This window comes from Butyrivibrio sp. INlla16 (genome assembly GCF_900104155.1).
Classification (GTDB): Bacteria; Bacillota; Clostridia; order Lachnospirales; family Lachnospiraceae; genus Butyrivibrio.
In genome coordinates this window covers 40,101-51,971 of sequence record NZ_FMYB01000029.1, presented here as the reverse complement: position 1 = coordinate 51,971, position 11,871 = coordinate 40,101, and the positions used below count along the sequence as shown (strand labels likewise).

General features: G+C 39.9%; 13 protein-coding genes. 9 read left to right on the top strand and 4 right to left on the bottom strand.

Annotated features, from left to right (window positions below; translation table 11 throughout):
- Positions 1–96: 96 nt before the first annotated feature.
- From BLR42_RS13825 to BLR42_RS13810, 4 genes are all read right to left on the bottom strand, one after another.
- Entirely contained in the window at positions 97–1,140 is a 1,044-nt protein-coding gene (locus tag BLR42_RS13825) for a tyrosine-type recombinase/integrase (RefSeq protein ID WP_170832781.1), read from the bottom strand.
- Positions 1,130–2,083, bottom strand: coding sequence for a tyrosine-type recombinase/integrase (locus BLR42_RS13820; RefSeq protein WP_091870274.1), 954 nt, complete (start codon positions 2,081–2,083; stop codon positions 1,130–1,132). Before BLR42_RS13820 ends, BLR42_RS13825 begins: the two co-directional genes overlap by 11 nt.
- On the bottom strand, positions 2,083–3,357 hold the full coding sequence (locus BLR42_RS13815) for a site-specific integrase (RefSeq protein ID WP_170832780.1): 1,275 nt from the start codon (positions 3,355–3,357) through the stop codon (positions 2,083–2,085). The genes BLR42_RS13820 and BLR42_RS13815 overlap by 1 nt, the downstream gene beginning before the upstream one ends.
- Before the next feature lie 133 nt (positions 3,358–3,490).
- Positions 3,491–4,528, bottom strand: a complete 1,038-nt coding sequence (locus tag BLR42_RS13810; protein WP_091870269.1) for an IS4 family transposase — start codon at positions 4,526–4,528, stop codon at positions 3,491–3,493.
- Positions 4,529–4,649: 121 nt separating this feature from the next.
- On the opposite strand from BLR42_RS13810, the gene BLR42_RS13805 reads away from it, so the two are divergent.
- From BLR42_RS13805 to BLR42_RS13765, 9 genes are all read left to right on the top strand, one after another.
- Entirely contained in the window at positions 4,650–5,183 is a 534-nt protein-coding gene (locus BLR42_RS13805; RefSeq protein ID WP_091870290.1) for an HAD domain-containing protein, read from the top strand.
- Complete coding sequence (locus BLR42_RS24235; RefSeq protein WP_091870266.1) at positions 5,167–5,355, top strand: aminoglycoside 6-adenylyltransferase; 189 nt, start codon at positions 5,167–5,169, stop codon at positions 5,353–5,355. Before BLR42_RS13805 ends, BLR42_RS24235 begins: the two co-directional genes overlap by 17 nt.
- A 179-nt stretch (positions 5,356–5,534) precedes the next feature.
- Positions 5,535–6,413, top strand: a complete 879-nt coding sequence (locus BLR42_RS13795) for an SPL family radical SAM protein (RefSeq protein WP_091870264.1) — start codon at positions 5,535–5,537, stop codon at positions 6,411–6,413.
- Between the two features lie 13 nt (positions 6,414–6,426).
- Entirely contained in the window at positions 6,427–6,717 is a 291-nt protein-coding gene (locus tag BLR42_RS13790; RefSeq protein WP_091870261.1) for a hypothetical protein, read from the top strand.
- Positions 6,680–7,006, top strand: coding sequence for a hypothetical protein (locus BLR42_RS13785; protein ID WP_139165167.1), 327 nt, complete (start codon positions 6,680–6,682; stop codon positions 7,004–7,006). The genes BLR42_RS13790 and BLR42_RS13785 overlap by 38 nt, the downstream gene beginning before the upstream one ends.
- Positions 6,982–7,770: a class I SAM-dependent methyltransferase gene (locus tag BLR42_RS13780; RefSeq protein ID WP_242879334.1), complete on the top strand. Its 789-nt coding sequence runs from the start codon at positions 6,982–6,984 to the stop codon at positions 7,768–7,770. The genes BLR42_RS13785 and BLR42_RS13780 overlap by 25 nt, the downstream gene beginning before the upstream one ends.
- A 134-nt stretch (positions 7,771–7,904) precedes the next feature.
- The gene (locus BLR42_RS13775) at positions 7,905–8,615 is read left to right on the top strand and encodes a hypothetical protein (RefSeq protein WP_091870256.1); all 711 of its coding nucleotides are present in this window, start codon (positions 7,905–7,907) and stop codon (positions 8,613–8,615) included.
- Positions 8,612–9,262 carry a CD3324 family protein gene (locus BLR42_RS23315; RefSeq protein ID WP_207648548.1) on the top strand — a complete coding sequence of 217 codons (651 nt, stop codon included), beginning with the start codon at positions 8,612–8,614 and terminating at the stop codon, positions 9,260–9,262. Before BLR42_RS13775 ends, BLR42_RS23315 begins: the two co-directional genes overlap by 4 nt.
- Positions 9,263–9,532: 270 nt before the next feature.
- On the top strand, positions 9,533–11,869 hold the full coding sequence (locus BLR42_RS13765; protein WP_091870253.1) for a DUF3160 domain-containing protein: 2,337 nt from the start codon (positions 9,533–9,535) through the stop codon (positions 11,867–11,869).
- The last annotated feature ends 2 nt before the right edge of the window (positions 11,870–11,871 follow it).

Here is an 11,871-nt window from a genome sequence, read left to right as displayed (position 1 = left end):
ATCTGCCATATGCCGATATTTTAGAAATGCCGATATGTCGTTGATGTAATCCTGTGCCTGACTTAATGCCAGGCACAGAGAATAGAGTATCGGCATTTATTTTAACCCGCACAACCGTTTGATGATATCTTCATCGTTAGCATATTTAAATGCCACATCATTTTTGAAGACGGAGCTGTCGCTATCGCTAAGCTTATGCAGCGCATCCCGTTTCATATCTTCGGTAACCTTGGCGTAAAAACGAGTAGTCTCTATATTTGAGTGACCGAGCCATTCTGATACAGTAGCTAGTGGAACTCCAGCCTGATACAAATGCATGGCTCTTGTCCTCCTGAAAAGATGTGAGTGCAGATGAATCAAGCCGGGATTGATTTTACGAACCTCAATCTCACACATTGTCAGCATACGGCTCACGTTATCACTAGACATTTTGTTACGTCTGCCATTTCGGAATGAATAAAACAACAGGGAATCCGAGTTTTTGTCGGGATGATATTTTTCGCAGTAAACTTCAAACTGATTCCATATTTCACTGGATAACGGAGTTACTCTGTGCTTTTTACCTTTGCCGTAGAAATGTACATCTGCTTCGCCATTGGTGGTTTTCTTAATATCAAGCAGTTTAAGTGACAGCACTTCATTTATCCTTGCCCCGCTTTCGTACAGCAAAGACAACAGAAAGTGATCTCTGATGGCATCGCGGTTGTTTTTTACACTGTTGATTACTTGACGCATATCATCTGTTGAAAGCCAAGTAAACTCAATCACCCGGTCATCATCGACATCACTGATTTCCCTGATGCTTTCGTATTCCTCAAACGAAAGCATGTTTTTCTTGTATAAGAATCTACAGAATCCTCGAATGTCTGACAGTCTGTGATTAATAGTTGGTGCCACGTTATTTCTAGCAGACTTCAGCCATGTCATGAACCCGACTATGTTTGTCTGGCTGAAATCAGAAGACTGCATGGTTATGATAGTCGCTTTGTTCTCAGCTTCAAGGTATTCCACAAACAGGTTTATGCTGTATCTGTAGGAAGCTATTGTATCTGCATCACGATTCTTAACACCTGGAAGGTAAGTTCTCATGAACTCACTCATAATGGATACAAGTTTTGGATCTTTTGCTTTAATCCTCAAACTCCTGAACCTCCTTTCCATAAACACGTGAAAGAAGGGACCAGTTGATGGATTTAGATCTGCGCAAATTCTCCGGAAGAAGGTGAATATAGTATAGTGTGGACGTAAGTTCTGAATGTCCCATGTATGCCGAGAGGTATGGAAGCAGCTCCATCACATCCTTGCCAGCATTCATCCATCGAATTATATTCCTTGAAGCGAATGCATGCCGCAGATCATACGGCCTCGGAACACCTCTCCATGATATACCACTTTTATCTGTCAGATTCCGCCATATGCAGTTGAACCAGGATGTTTCATAAGGGGTTCCATCCCATTTTTGGAAAAACCATTGTCTCTTTCCAACTATGGTGTCATACCGATTACAAAGAATGCGCATATCCTCGGACATGATGATGTGGCGATCCTTATGTCGCTTGGACTGTCTTATATATACATCCCCTGTATTCAGGTCAATATCCTCGGTACGTATTGCCGGCGGTTCTTGTGGGCGGAGTCCGCAACAATAAAGAAGGCGACTATACACAGGCAGTACCACCTCGGGCAAGTATCTTTTGCCACAAGTTCTCCCAGTATAGGAGTCGATTGTATTAAATAATCCTGATAACTCTTCATCTGTGAAAAGGTATGGGCTATACGCTGTGCGTTTTACGATATAATCATCATCGGGTATATAGTCATCATATCCAAGAAAGTTAAGGTATTTTGTGTACTCCCTCAGAAGAGAGATAAAAGCCGCTTTGCTGTTGTTCGTGTATGGGTAAAACGATAGCCATTCATCAACCATTTCAGATGTCAAGCGTTTTGATTCGGGATATTTCTTGATACAGAACTTTATAAACGGCGGAACAGACGACCTATATGTCGCTGTCGCATACCCTACAGATTGCCGGTATTCCATCATTTCTTCAAATGCATTGTTGAGTCTGGTATCCAACGTCATCAGCCACCACCTCCATTCATGGAGTCTCTGGCTTTATCAGGGACGTAGTAAAAACCAGCCGAGATAGGAACATCCGAAAAGTCCATTGCCACAAATGATATCTGCTTTTTGTCGTAAGTTATATAAGGCTTATCTTCAACAATGGATTTATGTCCCATCATCTGAGATGCAGTTTCAATGGGCACTCCTCTGGAAACCATGATTGTCTCAAAAGAACGCCTTAGACTGTGAAAACCTCTAAAAGTAATTTTAGTCACGCCTGCAATCTTGCAGTACTTATCTATCATGTTGCCAAAGCCTTTTGACAATCCACGATATGGAGCTTTTACTGTCACAAAAACCTCTTGCACATCACAAACAGGACGCCAATCAAGAATGTAGTCTGCCAACGCATTCATAGTAGAACCATTCAGTTCAGACATTATTGGCATATGCGTCTTTGATTGTATTACAGAGATTTTATTATTATGCCAATCTATGTCGGATAACTTGATACCGATGATATCAACTCCACGTAGGCCGGTACAGTATGCCAAGAGAATAATAGCAAAATCCCTTTTGCCAATGGCCTTATCAAAGTCTGCTGCGTTAGCAATTCGTTCTATCTCATTTTCAGAATAAGCAGGAATGATGCGCCTATGATCATTCTTCAGTTTCAGGAGAGAATAGTCACGATGCAGCCTGCGATTACCGTGATTCTTAAGGTATTCAGTAGCATACTTTACACATCTAAGCGTGCGTCCTGTGCTGCCACCGTTTGATACTGGAACTTCATTGATTAAAAACTTCATAACAGTAGTATCATCGATCAGTTCTGGTTTAAGGCCAAGCTCTTCAGAATACCAAAAGAAATGTCTAAGAGGTGCACGGAGATCCTTTTTAGTATCTTCACTGATTGGATAGCTTTCAAGTATCTTTTCGACAAGCTGAGTTGTTTCATCATCAACTATATACTTAATTGGTCGTGACTTTGTGCTTGAAAAATCCACAGTACCAGTTTCTGCCAACGAAGAAAGCATACGTATAACCCTCCGCTGAAATCTAAGATACTCCTTGCATATCTCTCCGGCAGAACATCTTTCATTGATGTTGTCCGTATACAATTGCATCAGTTCTTGACTATAAGAATCTATCTGCAGCATTTGGGCGAAGTGAATTATTAAGTTGCAAACTACCTGGTATTGCTCCAGGGACACCTCAAGTATCCCGTAGGCTCTCACCTCCTTCATGAGTTGATTGGTCAATGGTTTCAGTAAGTGGTCTGATTTAACCATAAGCGGCCTCCTATCTATAGCAATGATAGTTACACCACTATAGTAAGAAATGCCGATAAATTTACATAGTGCTATGCTCATGATATTTTAGAAAGAAAAAATCGGCATTTCTAAAATATCGGCATATGGAATATTATGCTGATATCGGCATAATCTGCCAGCGCTTTGAGTAAATACGGATGATTTCTTCCTCATCTATGTTTACGTTTGTGGAAATCAGGCAAAGATAGTCTTTCCGATTGGAACGATTCCTGACATATACAACTTTTGCAGGAATAACAGCACCATCCTTCTCAACATCTACAACAACAGAAAGCAGATACTTTGATCTGCCACGACGCTTGCGATTAGTTTTGTATATTTCTTTGAGAGAGCGCTTCTGACCTTCATAATTGAAAGTCATTTTTTCAGACCGCTTTATCATGGCAATAACTTCATAGCCAAGTTTCTGTACGGCAATAAGTGTTTTGGGTGAAGCAAACCAGCTGTCAAAAAGTACGTAATCAGCTGGGATCATTGCTTTTTTTGCTTCTTTGATAAGCTCGATCATTGCATCTGTTCCCTTCATGATAGCGAGCTTTCTGCGTTTGTAACCATTGCTTCTGTAATCAATAGGATTACAACCATTGACCTGACATTTGCTTGAAGATGAAAGTAAGATGTGGTTAACCGGAAGAAATGTATTTCCATCAGTCCACCCAAGAGTGAGCATTCTGAATCCATAAAGGTACATATTTTTAGCATGATCATATATCTTTGCAAGCATCTCTACCTTTTTGGAACAGCTCCTTGAATAAGTGGAGTCATCAATGATAAGTGCATTAACTCTGTCTTCAGACGTAGCAGGTGCAATAGATTCCTTACAGATGTTGGCGGCAAGTAGTGTTGTGAAACGAATCCAGTTTATGCTGATGCTATTCATAAAACGATAGTATGTATCTTTGGCAAAAGATAATTCGCTATTTCCGAGAACCATGTCCATGTACATAGATTTGTTTCTAAAAACCAAAGCAAAGGCATAACTCACGATCTGGAGCGGTGCGACGCCTTTCGACTTCTTTGCATTGGATGCTTTGAGAACAGCTGATAAGTGAAAACGTTCAAAAAAGTATCTGATAGAATCAGTAATCTGCTTAGAATCGTAGTCGTTCTGTGATATAATTTTAGCCAAGGCGTGAGTCTCCTTTGGGATGGTTTTTGGTGGTACTTAAATTATACCAAATGCAGAGGCTTCACGCCTTTAAAAATGCCAGTTCTTATTGAATTATCAAGGTTCTAAAGCACTTTTTTATGTGCGAAGTTTAAGTAATATTATATTTCTTGATGTTGATGGAGTTCTGAATTCAAAGTTCTGGGACAACGAGCATCAGCGAGAAATTAGTGAAGGCAAATACGTAGATATTGAGAAAGTAAGCTTGTTGGGAAGTCTTGTAAAAAGGACTGGCGCTAAGATAATTCTCCACTCAGGTTGGAGATTTTGGTTTGACAAATCAATGAAACCACTTAGGCCGGAAGCCGCGTTTTTTGCTGATGCAATGAAGAGCGAAGGTATTCAGTTTGCAGGAGTTACACCGGACTTAACTACAGAAGAGATAAGAAAGACTAAGAAATTCAGTCTTGTTAAGGCTGATGAAATACTGCTGTGGCTAGAAGAGAACTCATACGATAATTGGGTAGTACTGGATGACCTCGAGTTAAATAATATTGAAATAGGAAAACATCAGGTTAAGACGGATGCAGAGGTAGGACTTACTGTAATGGATGTAGAAAGAGCAGTAACTATACTTGCCGGGCGACAAAAACTAATAGATGTTTCAGATATATAAAAGAACTTATCCGAATGCTGATTATGATCAAATATGGGATGCGTTTGATGCTGTGGCAGTGCTTTGGAACAGAGTTGGCATTATGATTTCAGATAGTTGTGGATACCAATACCCTGAAAAAACAGAAAAGGAAATGCTGGAGTTTATATTGACTCTAAAAAATCAGTTGTAAGATCTGGATATCTTGATATTGATACCAAAGCTAATCCGGATGTCATATTGTATCCCGACTCAGGCAATGTGCGGATTATGGCTGGTGGCATGCAAAAGTCATTCAAAATGGATTCTGAAGTAAATTATTTGGATGGAGAATAAATTACAAAAGCTAATGAATTTTTGGAAGGTGAAGAGATGCATTTTACTGATGCGAAAGGCATTTTATCCGGAAAAAATGGATACTTTGGGATGAATATATACCGTGGATGTACCCACGGTTGTATTTATTGTGACAGCAGGAGTAAATGCTATCAGTTCACACATCCTTTTGAGGATATTGAGGTAAAGCAGAATGCACCCGAGCTCCTTGAACAGGCACTAAGGTCAAAAAGAAAAAAGTGCATGATTGGGACAGGGGCGATGTCGGATCCTTATATGCATTGTGAGAAGGAACTTCTGCTAACGAGGCGATGCCTTGAAATTATTTTGGAGAATGGTTTTGGGGCAGCAGTTCAGACAAAATCAGATTTAATACTTCGGGATATTGACCTTCTTTCAGAAATAAATCGCAGTGCAAAATGTGTAGTCCAAATTACACTTACAACCTATGATGATGAGTTGTGTAAAATTCTTGAGCCAAATGTCTGCAACACAAAACGCCGTATCGAGGTTTTGGAAATTATGCAGGAACGAGACATCCCTACAGTTGTATGGCTGACACCTATACTTCCGTTTATCAATGATACAAAAGAAAACATAGAAGCTATTCTGAATGAATGTGTTAGGACAGGAGTAAAGGGCATCATCGATTTTGGAATGGGTCTTACTCTCAGGGAAGGCGACAGGGAGTACTATTATGCTGCGCTTGATAAGAATTTTCCCGGGATGAAAGAGAAATACATAAAGCGATATGGTAATGCATATGAACTTCCAAGTCCTAATTCAAAAGAGTTGAAAGCGCTGTTTCGGAATATTTGTAAGGAAAATAATATCCTTTCAACACCAAAAGAGTGTTTTGAATTTATACAGGAGATGCCGGATAAGTATAAGCAGATGAGCCTGTTTGATTTGTAACCGGAGAAAAATAATGATAAATATTAGTGATGAGACTATCCTTGAAATAGTTCAGTGTCATTGGGATTTGGATAATCCTGAAATAGGAGAGAGGTTCAATGAAGAATCTGCAAGGCTGATGTTTAAAATCAAAACAGAAACGCAGGATTATCTACTGAAAGGCTTACCTGACTCAGTACCTGAGACTACAATAAAGAGCAATACTTCATCACACCTATATCTGGGCAATGAAAATGGTATGGCGCCAGGAATTTTTGCCGCAAAGGATGGAAATTATTATATTAAAGATCATGGGTATTGGTAGCAGGTACTTAGATTTGGGTTGGCCATTTATAATGCAGTTTGTGGATTTCAACCACGATACAGAAGAGATGACTTACAGATTTGATTTGGCGAGGAGTTTTTTGAGAGGGTATTTCGGCACGGAAGAAATATCAAGAGAAGAGTTTGATTTGATATTTAAAGGTGCTGAGCAGATGCATATTTCATATATGCAGGTTTATGTGCCTTATGCGGTCGATTCATTATGGAAGATTTTGAAGTTCGGTATAGAACAGAAAAATAAATTATGGGAAAAGATAAAAAAGGGGTGAATGATTTGGAAGAGTATAGCTTACAACACAAGAAAGCCTGGGAGTTTGATGCATATGATTTCTGGGTAAGAAATGCGGGGACACCGGAGGAAAGAGCGGCAAAGGATAAGGAAAATCCCGGAAAGATGCTCAAACAATATGCAAACTATTTTGATACATATGAAGGTATAAAGGTTGCCAATATATGTGGATCATGCGGAAAAAAAGCAGTTCCACTTGCACTTTTGGGAGCGGAGGTGACAGTATTCGATATCTCTGAAGCCAATAAGAAATATGCAGTCGAGACTGCCAAGGCAGCAGGCACCACAATTGGATATGAAGTCTGCGATATCATGGAAATTGACATGAGCAAATATGAAGGCTTCTTTGATGTGATATTCATGGAAGGCGGAATTTTGCACTACTTCCATGATATAGATGCCTTTATGAAAGTGATGAACAAGCTTTTAAAACCAAATGGGAAAATGATTTGCAGTGATTTCCACCCATTTACAAAGATTTCAGATGCGCTTGGTCTGCAGCAGCCTACTATGAGCTATTTTTCTACTGATATTTTTGAGGGAGAAATGGCACATGCCAGATTCTATGATGAAGAAATTCGCAGGCAGATTCCAAAGTGCCAGTATCGGAAGTACACAATCAGCGAAATCATCAACTCCATAATAGGAAATGGCTTTACTTTGGAAAGATTTGATGAACACCCGTCCTGGGAGAATGATATGCTTCCCGGCGAGTTCACAGCTATCGCAATAAAAAATGAGTAAATTAGGTATAGTTCTGTTATAACGGTTCTCTCTATTTGATTACAGGACAGACGCTGATATCATCATAATTGTAAAAGCGCTGATACAAAAGACAAAGTAAACATTACATAAGACAAATAGATGAGGACAAAAACATGAACAGAGATATTTTTATAAGAAACCTTACTAAGGAAAAAATAGAGATGAGCCCTAAGGGCAGAAGCGCAAGTGAACTTTCTCCTGAAGAATTTGAGAAGAGTTATGAAAACTTTTTTGACATGATCTTTGAGATTGCAGCTACCGATGTATCTTCTGTAGAAGGCTACGGAGAGTTTGATGAGAACAACAGAGCTCCATTTGAGAGTCTTGAAGCTTTCATCCGTGATGATATGCTCGGTGATCCTGAGGATGGCTATTGGAAGAACTGGAAGGAAATGTTCGGAACCACCTTCCTTGAGGAAGATTATTACAACGAGATCGCATCAAAAGCTCTTAAGTATGCGCCGTTTTGCGAAGGTCAGAGATTTCTTGCCAACAACAACACATTCTTCTGTAATATGATCGTTGGAGAAGACGGAAAGACCTACTGCGCTGACTGGGGAAGAGCCGGAATAATGGATTATCTGATGGATTTTGTAATCCTTGATCTCAATAAGCCATATCTTCTGGTTCCGGAAAAGCTCTATGAATATGCAAAGAAAAAGAATATTAAAATTGAGAATTTCAAAGAGCGTTTCTTGTGCATGGCTTATTACAAAGGAATTGTTACACTCAGATGGCATGCTTCAATAGATGACCTTGAATCCTGCAATTCAATCGTAAAATCCATAAATGCTCTTGAAGAAAGAATGAATAAGCTTGTATGAAATACGAAAATGCCAAAAACATTTTGCCTGAAAAACTATTAGAGGAAGTTCAAAAGTATGCGGGCGGGAAAGTGATATATATTCCTAAGAAAGAATCCGCTAAGGGATGGGGCGAAGCATCCGGCTATAGAGAAAGACTCAATAAGCGAAATGCCATGATCTGCAATCGCTACTCTGCGGGACACTCTATCATGGAAATAGCAGAAGAATTCTATCTTTCACCTGAAACCATCAAAAAGCTGGTATATGGAAAGAAAGTGAATCTTCCAATGTTTTCGCCCTCCATCACCTCAGCAGAGAATTACGCATCACAGGGACTTGGAGAAGAATGGGTGCGTATGTATCTGAGCTCAATGGATAAAGATGCTCCCGATTACTCAGAGTATTTTATGTCTGAGCTTGTCAGAATTCCTCTAAGGCTCATTGGCACAGAAGATGATAAGCAGATAGATTCAAGAGCAGCGGATTTTACTGATCTACCGCTGATAGTCATCTATGAAAATCATACTTTTTCTGTTCCTTATCAGCAGGAATATATACAGTTCCTGAAGCAGGCAAGAAGAAATTCTTATTACGCCTTCGTTTTTGCAAGAAATGAAGAATACAGTTTTTTCTGGAATAACTTTGGGAAGAATTTCCGAAGATAGTAAAAAGGCTTAAGGCCAGACCGGCAGAGAGAGGCTTCACTTCTGATGAAGTGATTGAACCACACGTTGGTTTTAACCGCTGGTTTAGAAAGAATAAAGGTAAGTTTTCGATGTTTATTGATAACACAGAACTTGAAATTGATGAGACGGCAAAAATAATCGAGAGATACATTGCATGAATTGAGCAGTTTTTTCTATTTGTTTAATATGTGATATACTTTTTATAGTTGCAACAAAAACGCAATACAGTTTTTTAATGAGGGTTTTAGTATGAAGAAAAAGGTTGTTACTATATTATTGACGTTATCTATGGCCATATCAGGATGTGCCGGTAGTACCACTCCAGGTAATAGTGTGAGTGACCAGACTGATCTTGGTGATAAAGCAAAGGACTCAGAAGATACAACAGAGGCTGCTGTTGATGAAAAAACCGAGAGCAGCGACGATGATGCTTCTGTGAAAAATGAGGAGCCGGAAGAAACGACTGATGAAACCACAGATTCGCAGGAAGATGAAGGCGGATCTGATTATGATGTCATCAATTTGTCTCTGCTTGGAGACATGGAAGAAATCTATTACGACGAGAACCTTGTTCCGTCCATCCCTGCATATTCCGTGGCGGAAGATTTTTCAAATGTAGAATATCATAAACGCTTTGCTGGACTCTTTGAGACTGAGTATGAGGACGAATACAATAATGTAACTGATTTCAGAAACATGCTTATAAAGAATTCTTTTGTTGTGACAGAAAGCAATGAAGATGAATTCTTTGATGTTTATGAAGATAATCGTTACGACTATTTCCCAAGCTTTGTAACAGTGGATTCACTGATGCATACTTATCATTTGTATTTTGCATTCCTTATGAAAAATACGGAAAAGAAGTTTTTGTCGGATAAGCTTATGAGTCTTACGGACAATATGCTTGAGATTTCACAAAAACAATATGAAGAATTAAAGGGAACAGACTGGGAAAAAGCAGCATTTAATAATCTTGCCTTTTTCTATATAGGGTCACTCCTTCAGGATGGAAATAATAAAGCTCCGATAAATGATAAGAATTTTGAAGACCTTGTAAGCGCTGAGTATGACAAAATCATGTCGGCTGACGGCATCAGTGTATGCGGACTCACTGAACTTAACGAGGATTATTCTCAGTACAAGGTAAGGGGCTACTACGAAGGAGATGAGACTCTGGAGAAGTACTTCAGAGCCATGATGTGGTATGGACGTATTCCGTTTGAGCTTGAATCCGAAGAGAGAGTTAAGAGCGCAGTACTGATGACTATGGCGATAGATGAAAAGCCTGAGGACTGGGCTGATATCTATAGTATAACAAGCTTCTTTGCAGGAGCGTCCGATGACCCGGGATATAATGTTTTTGCTGATCTTGTAAAGACATGCTATGGAAAAATGCCGGCAGCAGCAGATTTATCTTCCGATAGTTCATCACTGGATAAAGTCATAAAGGCAGCAGAAAAACTGGATCCTCCGCAGATTAATTCGGTTCCCGTTTACGAAGATGAAGAGGTTGTTATACCTTCCTTCAGATTTATGGGACAGAGATTTACCATAGATGCTTCAATAATGCAGCGCCTTGTATATCGAAATGTCCAGGAAAACAGTAACGGAGATAACAGATATCTTCCTGATACCCTTGATACGGCAGCAGTCCTTGGTTCTGATACTGCATATTCGATTCTTGATGAGAACGGGGCAACGGATTATAAGAATTATACCGACAATCTCACTGTTCTCAAAGGCTTCTTTAGCGGTGACAACAATGAACTCTGGAACGCAAGCCTTTATTCCGGATGGCTCAATACGCTGAGACCGTTGTTCGAGAAAAAGCCTGAAGGATATCCTTCATACATGCTGTCCGATGAATGGCAAAAGAAGGATCTGGAGACCTTTGCGGGTTCTTATGCCGAGCTCAAGCACGATACCATTTTATATGCAAAGCAGATAATGGCAGAAATGGGCGGCGGAGACGATGATGAGGACATTCCGGATGACAGGGGATATGTAGATCCGGAGCCGGTAGTATACAGTAGATTTTTATTCCTCTCAAACAAGACAAAAGAGGGACTGAAAGATATGGGAATGCTTGAGTCTTCCGCAGAAAAAGACCTTGATCTGCTTTCCGATATGGCTAAAAAGCTTCTTGATATTTCCGAAAAAGAGCTGAAAAATGAATCCCTTAGTGATGAGGACTACGAATTTATCAGATGCTACGGTGGTAACCTCGAGCATTTCTGGGTTGAAGTAAATAAAGATACGGTGGAGGGACTTTCATACAGCTATCAGGCACCGTGCCCAATAGTTGCGGACATCGCAACAGATCCCAACGGATCGGTTCTCGAAGTAGGTACAGGCGGAGCTGACCGTGTATATGTAGTATTTCCTATTGACGGAAAACTTCATGTCGGACGAGGCAGTGTTTACAGCTTCTATCAATTTGAGGTACCGATTTCGGATAGAATGACAGACTCAGAGTGGAGAGGAAGACTTAACGGCGGATATCTGGATGATGATTGGAACTGGGTTGAAGCGGAATCCACACCTGACAAACCGCAGTGGACTATGAGTTATCGCGTGAAGAGATGAAA

Bases quoted from the DNA above. Each gene is read 5' to 3' on its own strand.
- BLR42_RS13820 (WP_091870274.1), bottom strand. From the start codon at position 2,083: ATGACGTTGGATACCAGACTCAACAATGCATTTGAAGAAATGATGGAA.
- BLR42_RS13815 (WP_170832780.1), bottom strand. From the start codon at position 3,357: ATGGTTAAATCAGACCACTTACTGAAACCATTGACCAATCAACTCATG.
- BLR42_RS24235 (WP_091870266.1), top strand. From the start codon at position 5,167: ATGTTTCAGATATATAAAAGAACTTATCCGAATGCTGATTATGATCAA.
- BLR42_RS13795 (WP_091870264.1), top strand. From the start codon at position 5,535: ATGCATTTTACTGATGCGAAAGGCATTTTATCCGGAAAAAATGGATAC.
- BLR42_RS13790 (WP_091870261.1), top strand. From the start codon at position 6,427: ATGATAAATATTAGTGATGAGACTATCCTTGAAATAGTTCAGTGTCAT.
- BLR42_RS13785 (WP_139165167.1), top strand. From the start codon at position 6,680: ATGGAAATTATTATATTAAAGATCATGGGTATTGGTAGCAGGTACTTA.
- BLR42_RS13780 (WP_242879334.1), top strand. From the start codon at position 6,982: ATGGGAAAAGATAAAAAAGGGGTGAATGATTTGGAAGAGTATAGCTTA.
- BLR42_RS13775 (WP_091870256.1), top strand. From the start codon at position 7,905: ATGAACAGAGATATTTTTATAAGAAACCTTACTAAGGAAAAAATAGAG.
- BLR42_RS23315 (WP_207648548.1), top strand. From the start codon at position 8,612: ATGAAATACGAAAATGCCAAAAACATTTTGCCTGAAAAACTATTAGAG.
- BLR42_RS13765 (WP_091870253.1), top strand. From the start codon at position 9,533: ATGAAGAAAAAGGTTGTTACTATATTATTGACGTTATCTATGGCCATA.